We start from the raw sequence: 15,665 nt of genomic DNA on the forward strand, positions 1-15,665 counted from the left end.
TTTCCACTTGGGGAACGTTCATGATCTTAAAACCTCTTATCGATTATCCGGGCGCAGCAATGGAGCTCCTTCTGGATGCACTGTTGCCGCGGCGCTGCGTCTGCTGTGAACAAACAATTGCTCACGAAAGTGGATTATGCGGATCATGCTGGCAGAAAATGCGGTTTCTTGAAAAACCATGGTGTCAAAGGCTGGGAACCCCTTTTTCGCACGATGTTGGCGAGGATGCGCTCAGTCCTCGAGCCCTGACGTCACCGCCAGATTTTGACAGGTTGAGAGCTGTTTCCTTTTATTCCGGCCCTGCGCGAGATCTTGTTTTGGGACTGAAGTTTGGCAGGCGGCGGGACTTGGCTCAGCCAATGGGGCGATGGATGGCACGTGCTGGTAGTGAGGTGTTGCCGGACAGCCTGCTTGTTCCAGTTCCCCTGCATTGGACCCGCATTTGGCAAAGACGTTTCAATCAGGCAGCCGAGCTTGCACGAGCGATTTCGAGCATTGCCGGCGCAGAATATGCCCCAACTTATCTAACCCGCACCCAGCGGACACGCCAGCAAGTCGGTTTGCTCGCTAAGGAACGGAAACGGAATGTGCGGAGGGCTTTTAAAGTGCCGGAAAATGCGCAGCCGGCCATTGTTGGCCGGCACGTGGTTCTTATCGATGATGTGTATACCACTGGGTCTACGGTAAGTGCCTGTACAAAAGTTCTCAAAGCTGCCGGGGCAAGATCAGTCGATGTCCTGACTTTTGCGGTTGCAGACCTCACCAATCACGAAGACGTGGGATATTCTGATTGGTAGGCACTTTCAGCCGTTCTTGAGTTTTCATCCCTCTATCGCATATATCCGCTGCAAATACTGCTATAGGCGTGGGGATTTGATCCTGGCGCGCGAGAAGGAATGAACTGAATGCCTGATGTGACGATTTATACCCGCCAGTTGTGTGGCTTCTGTACCGCTGCAAAGCGGCTTTTGGACAAAAAAGGTGTTTCCTTTAAAGAACACGATGCCACGTTTGATCCTGAACTGCGTCAAGAAATGATGCAGCGATCGAATGGCCGGTCAACATTCCCGCAGATCTTCATCGGCTCAAAACATGTCGGCGGTTGCGACGATTTGCATGATTTGGAGCGGGCGGGCAAACTGGATCAATTGCTTGCTTCATGATGTCATGGGCAGCTGTATCATAAATACTTGATAGGTAAGGACCAGGCGATGGCTACTTTTACGGCTGCGTGCATCCAGCTTCGGAGCGGAAAAACCGTTGCCGAGAATGCTGTGGCCGCTGAACAGCTGATCCGGCAAGCCGCAGGAGATGGGGCTGCCTATGTCCAAACGCCGGAAATGTCCAACGTCCTGGTGCGCAGCCGTGATGAATTGATGGACCGGATCGGGCCGGAGGAAACGGATCCATTTCTTGCGATGGCCCGCCGGGTTGCCGCGGAACTCTCGATACACCTCCACCTTGGTTCATTAGCCATTTTGAAGGAAGGTGGAAACGCCGCTAACCGTGCTTTTCTCATCGGTCCGAACGGAGATGTCCAGGCATCCTATGATAAGATCCATATGTTCGATGTAGATCTTCCAAACGGTGAGAGCTGGCGGGAGTCGGCGACCTACGATCCCGGACATGACAGTACTTTGGTGGACCTGCCATTCGGCCGCTTTGGGATGGCTGTGTGTTATGATGTGCGGTTCCCGGCGATCTTCCGAGAGCAGGCAAAACGTGGAGCTGAGGTGTTAACCGTACCTGCGGCTTTTACGCGGCAGACTGGTGAAGCCCATTGGCATGTGCTACAGCGCGCCCGCGCCATCGAAAATGGCGCCTATGTGATTTCTGCCGCTCAAGGCGGGTTGCATGAGGACGGACGGGAAACCTACGGGCACAGCCTCATAGTCGATCCCTGGGGGCAGGTGATCGCCGAATTGGACCATGATGCGCCTGGGTATGTACTTGCCACCGTCGATACAGAGAATGTTGCCAAGGCACGGGCACGCATTCCCGCTATTGCCAACGAGCGGGGTTTTGCTTGCAGGCTTGCTGACGGCCTGAAGGAGATACCGGCGTGATCAAATACACGCTCATTTGCGATGCGCCGCACACGTTTGAGGGGTGGTTCCGGAACTCGGACGACTTTGATGCGCAGTGCGCCCGCGGATTGGTCATGTGCCCGGTGTGCAACAGCACGGACGTCAAAAAGGGGTTGATGGCTCCGGCAGTGTCCACATCGCGGAAGAAGGACGCCATGGTGGTGCCTGATATCAGTGAACCTGCACCGGCTCCTCCTGCCGCCGCGCCAGCAGCCACCCCACAGGTTCCAGCTCCTGCCAGTGACGTTAAACCACAAGCTTCTGCACTGATGCCCAATGATGTGCGTCAGAAAGAGATTGTCGAGGCGTTGCGGCTGGTGCGCGCTAAAATGACAGAAAATTCTGAAAATGTTGGATCTTCTTTTGCCTCCGAGGCCCGCAAGATCCACTACGGCGAAGCTGAAGAACGGAATATATACGGTGAAACCTCACCGAAAGAAGCCATGGACCTTCTGGACGAAGGTATTTCGGTCCTGCCACTGCCTGACCTTCCCGACGATAAGAATTAGAAAAAACAATAGGGCAGCCAGAGTTGACTGCCCTTTTCAATGTCAATCGAGTCGCCAGGAGTTTCTAAAGATCACCTAACCAGCTGCAGCGGTCTTGCGGCGTGATTTCGGTTTTTGAACTTCCTTTATGCTTTCTTCCGCAGCTTTGCTGAATTCGCTCACGGATTCCATTGCCGTATCATTGAGCTCTTCAACTGCTGCCGCATTTTCACTGTAGCTCTCGCGCAGCAATGCAGCTTGTTTTTCGAAGTGTGCCTGATACTCGCTGGACATTTTGGCGTAGAAGGCCTGAAGCGTTGAAAAGGTTTCCTCGGGAGCACTGCATTGGCTTAGGGATTTTGCGCATTCAAAATCTTCGTGAAGCCGGTGGCTGACAAAGTCCATGTGATCTTCAAACGCCTTCCCGGCATGAGACCACATTGTTTCACCGATTTTTTGGAAACTGGCGACAGCCTTGGCTTCCATCCGATCTTCTCTTTCAGCAAATGCCCAATTTGAGAAAGCCGGGATCGGCCAGTCAGGTACCTTGCCTATGAAATCGAATCCGCCGGTATTACGTTTTGTCGGCATTTGAAACCTCCGCTTTTGAGTGGCAGTCAAGCGAACGCCGGCGGGGTGATATTTTGTGCCGGCGTTGTTTCCGGTCTATGCGCGCTGACAAGCGCACAACGTCAGAGTTTATCTAACTCTACGTAAGACGGAACTCTAATCGTTGACCTAGATCAAAAGCAAGCGTGGCGGAATTGTCGCAGTCTTTCACTTGCGTTGGCAAACTACGGCCTGCTTAGGAAATCGCGCAATGTGTTGGTCACTTTCTCCGGTTCTTCCAACGTCGATAGATGGCCGCTGCCCTCAATAACGGCCAGCTCGCTATTTGGGATAAGGGAATGAATTTCCTCGGAAATCTCGAGTGGTGTTAATCTGTCGCCCTCACCGACCAGAACCAGCGCTGGGCAGGTGATTTCCGGAAGACGTGGCCGGGCATCCGGCCGGTTAATCAAGGCGGTCTGCTGGCGGATAAAGCCTTCAGGTCCGGTGTCGTTGGCCATATCGACCACGATCGCCTTCAGATCAGCATCCTCTTCCCGGCTTTCATGAACAAACCCCGGATAAAGTAGATGTGGAACCTTCTGAAAGCCCCGTTCCCGGGTCATTTTGATCATGAATTTCCGGCGTTCCGTCTGATCGGCTGTGTCCGGTCGCGCATTTGTATCCAGGAGAGCCACCTTGCCGACCCGGTGTGGGGCTTCCCGCAGAATTTCCATGGCGATGTACCCACCCATGGACAGGCCGGCGAGGGTGAAGCGCTCTGGCGCATTTTCTAAAATGCTGGCAGCGATTTTCTCGATACTGTCATGCTCACGGTGATTGGCGACCATGATTGGCCTGTCCGCGAAGGCAACAATCTGCGGGGCAAACAAGGCCTCGGTGCACAACAGCCCCGGTACAAAAACGATTGGATCACCCATCAAGAGGCCTCGGACCGCTCGGCAAGCAGCATGTAATTGACATCCATGTCGCGCGAACGGCTCCAAGTGTCCGTCAGCGGATTAAAGCTGACACCGGACCGGTCAATGATTTTTAGCCCCGCGGCATTTAGAGGCGCTTCGATTTCCGGCGGCCGGACAAGCTTTTCATAAGAATGCGTGCCTTTTGGCAGCCAGCGCAGGACGTACTCGGCGCCAACAATCGCTAGAGCATAGGCTTTTAAGGTCCGGTTGATCGTTGCAACGAACATCAAGCCGCCCGGACGCACCATGCGGCTGGTAGCAGTCAGGAACAACGGCACATCGGCAACATGTTCGACCACTTCCATATTTAGAACCACATCGAAGGTTTCGCCTGCATCTGCCAGCCCTTCGGCCGTTTCCGCGCGGTAGTCGATTTCAAGCCCGGAACTTTTCATGTGAAGGCGGGCAATTTCGATGTTGGTTTCGGATGGGTCGGCCCCAATGACTTCGGCGCCGAGGCGGGCCATCGGTTCACTCAGCAGGCCTCCGCCACAGCCGATGTCCAGGAAACGCAATCCTTTGAAGGCGTCAGGCGCATTCGGGTCCCGGTCAAATTTCCTGCAGACTTCCTGTTTGATATAGGCAAGGCGGACCGGATTGAATTTGTGCAGCGGCTTGAACTTGCCGGTCGGATCCCACCATTCGTCGGCCATTGCGGAAAAACGGGCAACCTCGTCGCTGTCGATGGTGCCGCTGGTCATTTTTGCCGTACCTGTCATTTGTTGATCCTCAAAGGGAGTGCAGCTGGCCGCAACTCCACCCATCTAATTTGTCTTACCTGTCGTTCCAAGGTCGCAGCCTATTTGTCAAGGCACCCGGTTGCAGCATGGCGACGCAGCCTGTATGCATGTCCGCCGATCCAACCGGCGCGTTCGGCGCCTCGGGAAGTCATAACTAGAATACGAGTGGAATGGCCCGACTGGTTTTAAAATTTGGCGGAACATCGGTTGCCGACCTTGATCGCATCCGGAATGTCGCCCGCCATGTCAAACGGGAAGTGGATGCCGGCCACCAGGTTGCGGTTGTTGTTTCGGCGATGTCCGGACAGACCAACAAGCTGGTACAGTTCTGCCGCGAAGCTTCACCGCTGCACGATGCCCGCGAGTATGACGCGGTCGTTGCTTCAGGCGAACAGGTGACGTCAGGCCTTTTGGCCATCGTTTTGCAAGATATGGGTGTCAACGCCCGATCTTGGCAAGGATGGCAGGTGCCGATCAAAACCGATGAAAATCACGGCGCTGCCCGGATCCGGGAAATCGACAGTGAGTTTTTGTGCGAACGCCTTGGACAAGGCCAGGTTGCCGTGCTTGCCGGATTCCAGGGTGTCGCGCCAGACAACCGGATTTCGACACTCGGCCGGGGCGGATCTGACACCAGCGCGGTTGCAATCGCGGCAGCCATCAAGGCGGACCGCTGCGATATCTACACCGATGTAGATGGTGTCTATACGACGGACCCGCGAATCGTACCTCAAGCTCAACGGCTGGCCCGCGTTTCCTTTGAAGAAATGCTCGAAATGGCCTCGCTTGGTGCCAAGGTTCTTCAAGTCCGGTCGGTCGAAATGGCCATGGTCCATGGTGTGCGCACGTTTGTGCGTTCCAGCTTCGACGACCCGGAAGCACCGCAGACCGGCGAAGGCAATCTTCCCCCAGGAACTCTTATTTGCGACGAGGACGAACTCGTGGAACAGCAAGTTGTCACCGGCATTGCATATGCCAAGGACGAAGCCCAGATCTCGATCCGTGATGTTGCGGACAAGCCGGGGGTGGCGCAGTCGGTCTTTGGACCGCTGGCCGATGCCAATATCAATGTTGATATGATCGTCCAGAACATCTCGCCGGACGGCAAGACAACCGATATCACGTTCACCGTGCCGGAAGCCGACTACGACCGCGCACAGAAAGTCCTGAATGACAATCGGAAAGAAATCGGTTTTCAGAACATTGAAGGCGCAACCGATGTTGTGAAAGTGTCGGTTATTGGGATCGGTATGCGCTCGCATGCCGGTGTGGCTGCTCAGTGTTTCAGCGGTTTGGCGAGCAAAGGCATCAACATCCGTGCGATCACCACTTCCGAGATTAAGATCTCCGTTCTGATCGATTCCGCCTACGCAGAACTTGCAGTGCGGACTCTCCATTCGCTATACGGATTGGACGGATAAGAATCCGTAAGCTTGGTTCCGACCGATTCGGAACCAGGCAAACCTATGAGCGGGATCAATCGGGGGGGGAATGCGGAACAACCTTGCAGGACCACGCCTATTGCTCCGCCGGCTCCGGGAAGTCATGGCGGAGCCGATCAAGGCGCAAGAACGGCTCGACAAGATCGTCGTCCTGATCGCGTCGAATGTCGTCGCCGAAGTTTGTTCTGTTTACATTCTGCGGGCTGATGGCGTTCTGGAGCTCTATGCAACAGAAGGTTTGAAGCGCGAAGCGGTTCACAATGCGTCGCTCCGGGTTGGCGAAGGCCTTGTGGGCCTGATCGCTGCTGAAGCTCGTCCGCTCAACCTGCCAAATGCTAGCGCGCATCCAGGCTTTGCCTATCTGCCAGAGACCGGCGAAGAAGCTTACAATTCTTTCCTCGGTGTTCCGATTCTTAGGGCCGGGCGCACGCTTGGTGTTCTGGTTGTTCAGAACAAATCCCACCGGACCTACCTCGAAGACGAAGTTGAAGCCCTGCAGACCACCGCAATGATTATTGCGGAAATGGTGGCAGCTGGGGAACTCGAGGCGATTGCCCAGAAAGATACCGGTCTCGATCTGTCGCGCCCAATCACGGCATCGGGCATTTGTTTGGCAGAGGGCGTCGGGCTTGGTCATGTGGTTCTGCACGAGCCACGCGTTGTCGTTACCAATCTGATCGCTGAAGATGCCGATAAGGAAAAACGGCGGTTGGACGGAGCGATAAACCGGCTGCGTCTTTCCATCGATGATCTTCTGGCCAGCGGCGAAATCGCGGCAACGGGTGAGCACCGCGAAGTGCTGGAAGCCTATCGGATGTTCGCCTACGACCGGGGCTGGATCCGCAAGATTGAAGAAGCGATCCGAAACGGCCTGACTGCGGAAGCGGCCGTAGAAAAAGTTCAAAGCGATACCCGCGCCCGGATGCTGCGCCAAACGGATCCGTATTTGCGCGAGCGGCTGCACGATCTGGATGATCTGGCGCACCGGTTGATCCGCGAACTTATGGGCCGTGAGCACGGGCCAGGTCTCGAAGAACTTCCACAAGATGCGATCATCGTTGGTCGCAACATGGGTGCGGCCGAGCTGCTGGATTATGGCCGCGATCGGATTCGTGGCCTGGTTCTGGAAGAAGGCGGACCGACCAGCCACGTGACAATCGTTGCGCGGGCACTTGGAATTCCGACTGTTGGTCTGGTTGAAGACATCGTCAGCCTCGCGGATGGCGGTGATGCCATCATTGTGGATGGCGACAGTGGTGAAGTGCATCTGCGGCCGGCTGCCGATCTCGAAAACGCCTACGCCGAAAAGGTCCGTTTTCGCGCAAGGCGCCAGGCTCAATACCGTCGGCTGCGCAACAAGCCCTCTGTTACCAAAGATGGTGTCGAGATTGCTTTGCAGATGAATGCAGGATTGCTGGTCGACCTGCCGCATCTGGAAGAATCGGGTGCCGCCGGGATAGGCCTGTTCCGCACAGAACTCCAGTTCATGGTCGCCTCGTCTTTCCCGCGCATGCGTGAGCAGGAGGCGCAGTACTCTCAAGTTTTGGATGCGACCGGCGGTAAGCCGGTGACCTTCCGGTCTCTCGATATTGGCGGCGACAAGGTGCTGCCTTACTTGAGGTCAATCCTGGAAGAAAACCCAGCCATGGGCTGGCGGGCGCTGCGCCTTGGGCTGGACCGTCCGGGCCTCCTGCGCACTCAAATTCGGGCGCTGCTTCATGCCGCTGCGGGCCGGGATCTGAAACTCATGTTCCCGATGGTGGTTGAAGTGGCCGAGTTCCTCGATGCGCGTGCGCTCGTTGAAAAGGAACTCAAGCATTTGCGCCGCCATGGCCATCCGGTGCCTGAAACAGTGCGTCTTGGTGTGATGGTTGAAGTGCCATCCCTGCTGTTTCAACTGGATGAACTTCTGGGCCACGTGGACTTCATTTCCGTGGGCTCCAACGATCTGTTCCAATTCTTTTGCGCCGTCGACCGGGGCAACACTCGTGTAGCTGGCCGTTTTGATCCATTAAGCCCTCCTTTCCTCAGGGCCTTGAAAATGATCGTTGATGCGGCAGATAAAGCACATGTTCCAGTCACACTTTGTGGCGAGATGGCGGGCAATTCGCTGTCGGCCATGGCCTTGATTGGTTTGGGATACAGAAACCTCTCAATGTCGCCGGCGTCTCTTGGTCCTGTCAAAGCCATGTTGCGCACACTTGATGCCAGCCGGCTCAGGGCGCGGTTGTTGCCGCGTATGGAGCCGGAACATCGCGACAGCAATATCAGGGCCTTTTTGACCCGGTATGCTGAAGAAATGGACGTCGCTCTTTAGCGGCACTCTGCTTTTGCCACCCCAATAGTTGGGAATTCAGGAGAACCTGCGCGTATGCTGGCGCGTCATAAACTCGATAATTTGCTGGACCGGTTTGCCGAACTTGAACATATGATGTCGGCAAATCCCGATCCAACTGCCTATGTCAAACTCTCGCGGGAATATGCCGGGCTTGAGCCGCTGGTGATGAAAATCCGTGCCTTGGTCAAGGCGGAAGAGGATCTCAAAGGCGCAACCGATTTGATCGACGATCCGGAGACGGATGCCGAAATGCGCGAGCTGGCTGAGCTGGAACGCGATGAATTGTCGGAAAGCGTCGAGCAGCTAACACAAGATGTGCGCATTGGCCTGTTGCCGAAAGATGAAGCCGACACCAACGATGCGATCCTGGAAGTGCGGGCTGGAACGGGCGGCGATGAAGCTGCTCTATTTGCTGGTGATCTTTTCCGGATGTATCAGCGGTACGCCGAATTGCAGGGTTGGAAAGTAGAAATCCTGTCAGCCAGTGAGGGAGAAGTCGGCGGGTTTAAGGAAATCATCGCCTCGGTAACAGGCGAAAACGTATTTGCCCGGATGAAGTTCGAATCCGGCGTCCATCGGGTTCAACGGGTGCCGGCAACTGAATCCGGCGGTCGAATCCATACCTCTGCGGCGACGGTTGCTGTACTGCCGCAGGCTGAAGACGTTGATGTTGATGTTCAAGACAGTGATCTGCGGATTGATACGTTCCGGGCGTCCGGTGCTGGTGGCCAGCACGTCAACACAACCGATTCTGCCGTGCGGATTACCCATCTACCAACTGGAATTGTCGTGGCGGTTCAAGATGAGCGCTCACAGCACAAGAATAAGGCGCGGGCCATGCAGCTTTTGCGGGCGCGGATCTATGATGAGGAACGCGAGCGGGCCGCAAGCGAGCGGACAGAAGCGCGCCGGCTTCAGGTCGGGTCCGGGGACCGGTCAGAGCGGATTAGGACTTACAATTTCCCTCAAGGCCGCGTTACCGACCATCGTATCGGACTGACCCTTTATAAGCTCGATCAGATCATAGCGGGCGAGGGTCTTGGTGAGGTGATTGAAGCCTTGATCCTCGATCATCAGGCTAATCTTTTGGCATCAGAAGACAGCTAATCAAAGAAAGCTGGCCAATGAAGGTTGGAATGCTCTACCGGCAGGTCCGCGATCAATTTCGGTCTGCCGACTTGGAGACACCGGATCTGGATGCAAAGCTCCTGGTGAGTGCGGCTCTTGGGACGACCGTGTCCAATCTTCTCTTGATGGACCTGGATGAGGCTCCTGAGGCCAGCGCACTTAAGGCACTGGAGTTTTCCACGGAACGGCTTGGTGGCATGCCCGTCGGCCGCATACTTGGTGAACGGGAGTTTTATGGCCGCTCTTTCAAACTCAATCACGCGACTTTAGAGCCACGGCCGGATACCGAAACGTTGATCGATACCGTTTTGCGTCAGTGCAACCCTGATCAACCTCTTAAGATGTGCGATATCGGCACCGGCACAGGCGCCATCGCTGTGACCCTTCTGGCCGAACTGCCGAAGGCACAGATGGTCGCCGTCGATATTTCTACCGACGCGCTCGAATGTGCTGCGGCAAATGCCAAGAGCAATGGAGTTGGTGACCGGTTTTTGCCGGTGCGCGCAGATTATGCAGATCCTCTTCAGGAAGGCTTCGACTGGGTCGTCAGCAACCCGCCTTACATTCGCACACAAGTCCTCGATGAGCTCTCGGCTGAGGTTACAAAACATGATCCGAATCTGGCGCTCGATGGTGGCGCGGACGGGCTGGACGCTTATCGGCGGATCGTTGCGCGCGCTGCAGTGATTCTTGTGCCTGGAGGGCGTATCGCACTCGAGATCGGCTATGATCAGGCGAGTGAGTTGAAAAACCAGCTGCGTCATCATGGCTTTGAGGCGATTGATATCATTCAAGATCTTGGCGGGCGTGACCGTGTTGCAACAGCTCGCAGGGTTTAATACTTTTGATTTAATCTTGCTGCGAAAAAGCACTTGGAAATCGCAACGGAAACGGGTAGGTTCAGCTTGCCGAGACCGGAGATGTGATAAGCGTTAAGCGGGGCATACGCATCCGGCAACTTCACGAAATAGGCAGACTTGCACTGTTGACGTTGTTGCGAATCGGGCGAACCGGTTTTTGGACTGTCTAAGAAAGAGACGAGGGCGCTGGCCGTTGGCCGGACGCACGGTGTCTTTTGTTTCATTGACGGCCGCATGCCATCACGCATGGGTTTCGGTGTGAATTTCGTAATCGGTTTAGGCAATTCCGATGTTTGGTCAGCATTGCGCTGACCGCCGTTCCTTAAGAGAAAACGGCAGGATGAGACCAGGAAATCAAAGCAATAAGCGTATGCGCGGACGGGGCCGCAAAGGACCTAATCCGCTAACCCGGACATATGAATCCAACGGTCCTGATGTGAAAATCCGCGGCACAGCGATGCATATTGCGGAGAAGTATCAGCAGCTTGCCCGGGATGCTCAGGCATCGGGCGATCGGGTGATGTCTGAAAATTATAATCAGCACGCAGAACATTATCTTCGGATCGTCGCTGCTGCACAGCCGCCGCAGCAACAGTCAGCTCAACCAGCTGCGCGCAACGAAACGGATGATAATCAGGAGCAGGCTGCCGCAAGCAGCCCGGCTGCTGCCAATGGCGCTGAGCAGGCAGCTCAAACTCCTGCTGATGCCGCTGTAGTTGATGGTGATGCTCCGCAGCCATTTATCGACAACATGCCGGTGATCGACCAGGAAGGTCAGGTGAACGGGGCTGCGAAAGCATCGGATGGTGAGACGGCGGAGGCGGACGAAAAACCGCGCCGGCGGACGAGAACTCCGCGGGCCCGCGCACCGAAGAAAGCTGCTGTCGAAACATCCGCTGAAACGGATGCTGCAGCAGACGGTGCTCCGGCTGTCGAGGCTGCCGAAGAGGCGCCAAAACCACGCCGGCGGACCACGCGTCCGCGGCGAACCAAAGCGGCAGAGGAAACTCCTGCGGAAGCTGTTCCTGCCAGCGAGTAAGGTCAGTGCGAGACAAGCTTTAAGATGGAAAACGGCGCCTTCGGGCGCCGTTTTTTGTTTTGCTGCAGAAATCGCGGGCAAGGGGGTTTTGTTGTGAATATGCAACACTATATTTGAAGTGCAGTGCTTGATGAGGCTGCGCAGATGCCCGCAAACGGGGTCTGAATCTCAAAACGTTCCCCACGCTTCGGGTGGTGCGGACGGGTAGGAGGTCATATATGAACGTCGAAAAGTACACCGAACGAGCCCGCGGTTTTATTCAATCCGCTCAGACCTTTGCGCTGGGACGGGGCCATCAGCAGTTTAAACCGGAACACATTTTGAAAGTTCTTCTGGATGACCCGGAAGGCTTGGCAAGTGGTTTGATCGACCGTGCCGGCGGCGGCGCCAAGGCGCTCAAAGGTGATTTAGAGGGCATCTTGGACAAGATGCCGAAAGTGTCGGGTGGTTCCGGTCAGCTCTATATGCACCAGGCAACCGCACGCTTGTTTGAACAGGCAGAGTCGATTGCAGATAAGGCGGGAGACAGTTTTGTCACCGTAGAACGTCTTTTGCTGGCACTGGCAATGGATGCCGACAGCGAGGCCGGTAAACTGTTCAAGCGGCATGGCATTACGCCGAATGCTTTGAACGAAGCCATCAACCAGTTACGTCAGGGGCGCACCGCTGACAGTGCAACGGCCGAAAACCAGTATGAAGCCTTGAAGAAATATGCCCGGGATCTGACAGAAGTAGCCCGGGACGGTAAACTTGATCCGGTGATTGGCCGTGACGAGGAAATCCGCCGTACGATCCAGGTGCTCTCTCGCCGGACGAAAAACAATCCGGTTTTGATCGGTGAACCAGGCGTTGGTAAAACCGCCATTGCAGAAGGTCTGGCACTTCGCATCATCAATGGTGATGTACCTGAATCTTTGAAAGACAAACAGCTCCTAGCGCTGGACATGGGCGCGTTAATCGCTGGTGCGAAATATCGTGGTGAGTTTGAAGAGCGATTGAAATCGGTGCTTTCCGAGGTCGAAGCAGCGGCCGGTGGTATCATCTTGTTCATCGATGAGATGCATACATTGGTTGGCGCTGGCAAAGCAGATGGCGCGATGGATGCGTCGAACCTTTTGAAGCCGGCATTGGCCCGCGGTGAGTTGCACTGTGTTGGGGCGACGACACTCGATGAATATCGCAAGCACGTGGAAAAAGACGCCGCGCTCGCCCGCCGATTCCAGCCGGTGTTTGTGACGGAGCCGACCGTCGAGGACACGGTCTCAATCCTGCGCGGTATCAAAGACAAATACGAACTTCACCACGGCGTGCGCATCACCGATTCTGCCATTGTCTCGGCCGCGTCCTTGTCCAACCGTTACATCACTGACAGGTTCCTGCCGGATAAAGCCATCGACCTTGTTGATGAGGCTGCAAGCCGGTTGCGGATGCAGGTGGATTCCAAACCGGAAGAACTGGATGAGTTGGATCGGCGCATCATTCAGCTGAAGATCGAGCGCGAAGCCTTAAAGACCGAAAATGACGAGGCGGCCAAAGACCGGCTGGGTAAACTTGAAAAAGAACTCACCGAGCTGGAAGAACAGTCGCAGACCCTCAGCAACCGCTGGCTTGGTGAAAAAGAAAAGCTGAATCTTGAGCAGAAGATCAAGGAGCAGCTGGAGCAGGCGCGGATCGACCTGGAAATCGCGCAACGGCAAGGAGACCTGGCAAAAGCCGGGGAACTGGCCTATGGCGTGGTTCCAGATCTGGAGCGTCAGCTGGCCGAAGCTGAGGCGTCGGAAGACAAGGATGCCATGGTGGATGAGGCGGTCACCCCGTCGCATATCGCCCAGGTGGTCTCGAAGTGGACCGGAATTCCAGTCGATAAGATGCTGGAGGGTGAACGCGAAAAACTGCTGCGCATGGAAGATGTCCTGGCCGGTCGTGTTATCGGTCAGAGTGAGGCGATCCATGCTGTTTCAACAGCCGTACGCCGGGCGCGTGCTGGTCTTCAAGACCCGAACCGGCCGATTGGCTCGTTCATGTTCCTTGGACCGACCGGTGTTGGCAAAACCGAACTCACCAAGGCGCTTGCCAGCTTCCTCTTCGATGACGACAGTGCAATGGTCCGCATCGACATGTCGGAATACATGGAGAAACACTCCGTTGCCCGGTTGATCGGTGCGCCTCCCGGCTATGTTGGCTACGAGGAAGGCGGCGCGTTGACGGAAGCCGTACGCCGGCGTCCGTACCAGGTGGTCCTGTTCGATGAGATCGAGAAGGCGCATAGCGATGTCTTCAATGTGCTTTTGCAGGTACTTGATGATGGCCGCCTGACAGATGGGCAGGGGCGGACAGTGGACTTCCGAAATACTCTGATCATCATGACGTCGAATCTTGGATCGGAGTATCTGGTCAATCAGCCGGAAGGCGAGGACAGTGATGCAGTTCGCAACGAAGTCATGTCGGTGGTCCGTGGCCATTTCAGGCCGGAGTTTTTGAACCGTCTTGACGAGATTGTTCTGTTCCACAGGCTGCAGCGTTCGCAGATGTCCGCGATTGTCGAAATCCAGCTTGAACGCCTCCGCGGTCTGCTGACCGACCGCAAAATCACGCTCAATCTGGACGACGGCGCGCTCGGTTGGCTCGCCCAAAAGGGATACGACCCGGCCTATGGCGCACGCCCGTTAAAACGGGTCATCCAGAAGGACGTTCAGGATCCGCTTGCCGAAAAACTCCTCGCCGGAGACGTCTTGGATGGTCAGACGGTGGATGTATCGGCTGGAACCGACCGGCTGATCTTCCAGGTCGCAGGCGCGGGAAGTCAAGCAGCCTAAAGCCACATAAGTTTGATCAGCGGCTGTTTAAGTAGAATCGCTTGAGCAGCCAAAGCTGATCGATCTTAGGTAGATAGAGTATCCTGCGTTCACTTGGATGCAGGATACTCCAGCGCAAAAAAAAAAGCCCGCAGATCCAAGATTTGCGGGCTTTTTTTATCTGGAACGGGCTCAATTGATCGATGCGAGCCGTGACGGTTTGCGGGCCTTATCAAGCAAGGTATCGATCCGGTAACGTTCGCCTTCAAATGCGGTGCGCAGTTCACCGTCTAACGTCCGTCCCTTCGGCAGCTTGATCCGCATTGGATCCATATAGCGGCCATTGACCAGCACTTCATAATGAAGGTGCGGACCTGTCGATAGGCCTGTTGAACCGACATAACCTATGATTTGACCCTGGCTGACACGCGAGCCCTCCCGGACGCCTTTGGCGAAACCAGTCATGTGATTGTAGGTCGTCAGATAACCGTTGGTGTGCTGCAGTTCGATCCGCCGGCCGTAACCAGAGCTCCAGCCGGCTTTTTTCACAACACCATTCCCGGCGGCAAAGATCGGCGTTCCGCGCGGAGCCGCCCAATCGACGCCCCGGTGCATCTTTGTATATTTGTGGATCGGGTGGCGTCGCATACCAAACCCGGACCGGAACTTGCCGCCGTTCAGCGGTTTGCGGATCAGGAACTTTTTGGCACTTTGTCCAGAGCTGTCATAAAAATCGAGCACTTTGTCGTCCGGTGTGCGGTAGCGATAAAACTCGCGTTTGGTGCTGCCGGTTTTCAAAGATGCATAGAGGATTTTTGGCGCGGCCCCTGTTTCGCTTTCTGTAAAGAAGAGCTCCAAAGCGTCCCCAGGTTGAACACGGGCGTTGAAATCAACATCAAAGGAGAACATGCGGACCAGCTCGCCAATGATGCTCTCAGGCATCTCCTGTTCCAGGGCGGTCTGATAGAGGCTGTCGTAAATCGCCGGGGTGGGACCGCCATAGGAAATTCGGTCGGCTTCCTCAAAGGCGTTGGCTAGGAACGTGTCTGGTTCTTTGGCTTCAATATAGGCGCCGCTGTCTGAGCGGGCGACTGTCGCCTGGTGTTCGGTATCTGTATAGAGACTGACCCGCTCCGGGCGCAGGCGCTCCATGTTGTCCGGATCCGGCGCATAGGCAATGCGCAGGCGCTGGCCATCGGAAATCTCGCGGAGACCG

14 protein-coding genes and 1 pseudogene (1 of these 15 only partly in view) are annotated in these 15,665 nt (G+C 55.6%); 11 read left to right on the forward strand and 4 right to left on the reverse strand.

Features of this window, described 5'->3' with window-relative positions; translation table 11 throughout:
* Positions 1–59: 59 nt before the first annotated feature.
* The 5 genes and pseudogenes from FJ695_RS28240 to FJ695_RS06960 all read left to right on the forward strand — a co-directional run.
* Positions 60–203: pseudogene (locus FJ695_RS28240) on the forward strand (double zinc ribbon domain-containing protein); the annotation flags it as partial.
* A 168-nt stretch (positions 204–371) separates the two neighbouring features.
* Complete coding sequence (locus FJ695_RS28130) at positions 372–797, forward strand: ComF family protein (RefSeq protein WP_209010954.1); 426 nt, start codon at positions 372–374, stop codon at positions 795–797.
* Positions 798–905: 108 nt separating this feature from the next.
* Positions 906–1,163, forward strand: coding sequence for a glutaredoxin 3 (gene grxC / locus FJ695_RS06950; RefSeq protein ID WP_141184760.1), 258 nt, complete (start codon positions 906–908; stop codon positions 1,161–1,163).
* Between the two features lie 48 nt (positions 1,164–1,211).
* The gene (locus FJ695_RS06955; RefSeq protein ID WP_141184761.1) at positions 1,212–2,066 is read left to right on the forward strand and encodes a carbon-nitrogen hydrolase family protein; all 855 of its coding nucleotides are present in this window, start codon (positions 1,212–1,214) and stop codon (positions 2,064–2,066) included.
* Positions 2,063–2,596, forward strand: coding sequence for a DUF1178 family protein (locus FJ695_RS06960; RefSeq protein WP_141184762.1), 534 nt, complete (start codon positions 2,063–2,065; stop codon positions 2,594–2,596). The genes FJ695_RS06955 and FJ695_RS06960 overlap by 4 nt, the downstream gene beginning before the upstream one ends.
* Positions 2,597–2,671: 75 nt before the next feature.
* Here FJ695_RS06960 and FJ695_RS06965 read toward each other — a convergent pair whose 3' ends face one another.
* The 3 genes from FJ695_RS06965 to ubiG all read right to left on the reverse strand — a co-directional run bounded on the left by FJ695_RS06965 (position 2,672) and on the right by ubiG (position 4,826).
* A complete protein-coding gene (locus FJ695_RS06965; protein WP_141184763.1) occupies positions 2,672–3,166 on the reverse strand; it encodes a hypothetical protein in 495 nt (164 codons plus the stop codon).
* Positions 3,167–3,369: 203 nt separating this feature from the next.
* Positions 3,370–4,065 carry an alpha/beta fold hydrolase gene (locus tag FJ695_RS06970; RefSeq protein ID WP_141184764.1) on the reverse strand — a complete coding sequence of 232 codons (696 nt, stop codon included), beginning with the start codon at positions 4,063–4,065 and terminating at the stop codon, positions 3,370–3,372.
* Positions 4,065–4,826 (reverse strand): bifunctional 2-polyprenyl-6-hydroxyphenol methylase/3-demethylubiquinol 3-O-methyltransferase UbiG, encoded by a 762-nt coding sequence (ubiG, locus tag FJ695_RS06975; RefSeq protein WP_141184765.1) that lies wholly within the window; start codon positions 4,824–4,826, stop codon positions 4,065–4,067. The genes FJ695_RS06970 and ubiG overlap by 1 nt, the downstream gene beginning before the upstream one ends.
* Positions 4,827–5,017: 191 nt before the next feature.
* On the opposite strand from ubiG, the gene FJ695_RS06980 reads away from it, so the two are divergent.
* The 6 genes from FJ695_RS06980 to clpB all read left to right on the forward strand — a co-directional run bounded on the left by FJ695_RS06980 (position 5,018) and on the right by clpB (position 14,470).
* On the forward strand, positions 5,018–6,268 hold the full coding sequence (locus FJ695_RS06980; protein ID WP_141184766.1) for an aspartate kinase: 1,251 nt from the start codon (positions 5,018–5,020) through the stop codon (positions 6,266–6,268).
* A gap of 70 nt (positions 6,269–6,338) precedes the next feature.
* Entirely contained in the window at positions 6,339–8,606 is a 2,268-nt protein-coding gene (gene ptsP, locus FJ695_RS06985; RefSeq protein WP_141184767.1) for a phosphoenolpyruvate--protein phosphotransferase, read from the forward strand.
* Between the two features lie 54 nt (positions 8,607–8,660).
* On the forward strand, positions 8,661–9,734 hold the full coding sequence (gene prfA, locus FJ695_RS06990; protein WP_141184768.1) for a peptide chain release factor 1: 1,074 nt from the start codon (positions 8,661–8,663) through the stop codon (positions 9,732–9,734).
* Positions 9,735–9,751: 17 nt separating this feature from the next.
* The gene (gene prmC / locus FJ695_RS06995) at positions 9,752–10,594 is read left to right on the forward strand and encodes a peptide chain release factor N(5)-glutamine methyltransferase (protein ID WP_141184769.1); all 843 of its coding nucleotides are present in this window, start codon (positions 9,752–9,754) and stop codon (positions 10,592–10,594) included.
* Positions 10,595–10,955: 361 nt separating this feature from the next.
* Positions 10,956–11,654, forward strand: a complete 699-nt coding sequence (locus tag FJ695_RS07000; protein WP_141184770.1) for a DUF4167 domain-containing protein — start codon at positions 10,956–10,958, stop codon at positions 11,652–11,654.
* A 218-nt stretch (positions 11,655–11,872) separates the two neighbouring features.
* Positions 11,873–14,470, forward strand: a complete 2,598-nt coding sequence (gene clpB / locus FJ695_RS07005; RefSeq protein WP_141184771.1) for an ATP-dependent chaperone ClpB — start codon at positions 11,873–11,875, stop codon at positions 14,468–14,470.
* A 171-nt stretch (positions 14,471–14,641) separates the two neighbouring features.
* On the opposite strand, the gene FJ695_RS07010 is transcribed toward clpB, so the two are convergent.
* On the reverse strand, positions 14,642–15,665 hold the 3' portion of the coding sequence (locus tag FJ695_RS07010) for a M23 family metallopeptidase (RefSeq protein WP_141184772.1). 956 nt of this gene lie beyond the right edge of the window; 1,024 of the gene's 1,980 nt are visible here — the last part of the coding sequence; the start codon falls outside the window, past its right edge; its stop codon occupies positions 14,642–14,644.

The organism is Labrenzia sp. PHM005 (assembly GCF_006517275.1).
In the GTDB taxonomy this organism is placed as follows: Bacteria; Pseudomonadota; Alphaproteobacteria; order Rhizobiales; family Stappiaceae; genus Roseibium.

Bases quoted from the DNA above. Each gene is read 5' to 3' on its own strand.
- FJ695_RS06970 (WP_141184764.1), bottom strand. From the start codon at position 4,065: ATGGGTGATCCAATCGTTTTTGTACCGGGGCTGTTGTGCACCGAGGCC.
- grxC (WP_141184760.1), top strand. From the start codon at position 906: ATGCCTGATGTGACGATTTATACCCGCCAGTTGTGTGGCTTCTGTACC.
- clpB (WP_141184771.1), top strand. From the start codon at position 11,873: ATGAACGTCGAAAAGTACACCGAACGAGCCCGCGGTTTTATTCAATCC.
- prmC (WP_141184769.1), top strand. From the start codon at position 9,752: ATGAAGGTTGGAATGCTCTACCGGCAGGTCCGCGATCAATTTCGGTCT.
- ubiG (WP_141184765.1), bottom strand. From the start codon at position 4,826: ATGACAGGTACGGCAAAAATGACCAGCGGCACCATCGACAGCGACGAG.
- FJ695_RS28130 (WP_209010954.1), top strand. From the start codon at position 372: ATGGCACGTGCTGGTAGTGAGGTGTTGCCGGACAGCCTGCTTGTTCCA.
- FJ695_RS07000 (WP_141184770.1), top strand. From the start codon at position 10,956: ATGAGACCAGGAAATCAAAGCAATAAGCGTATGCGCGGACGGGGCCGC.
- ptsP (WP_141184767.1), top strand. From the start codon at position 6,339: ATGCGGAACAACCTTGCAGGACCACGCCTATTGCTCCGCCGGCTCCGG.
- FJ695_RS06955 (WP_141184761.1), top strand. From the start codon at position 1,212: ATGGCTACTTTTACGGCTGCGTGCATCCAGCTTCGGAGCGGAAAAACC.
- FJ695_RS06980 (WP_141184766.1), top strand. From the start codon at position 5,018: ATGGCCCGACTGGTTTTAAAATTTGGCGGAACATCGGTTGCCGACCTT.
- prfA (WP_141184768.1), top strand. From the start codon at position 8,661: ATGCTGGCGCGTCATAAACTCGATAATTTGCTGGACCGGTTTGCCGAA.
- FJ695_RS06965 (WP_141184763.1), bottom strand. From the start codon at position 3,166: ATGCCGACAAAACGTAATACCGGCGGATTCGATTTCATAGGCAAGGTA.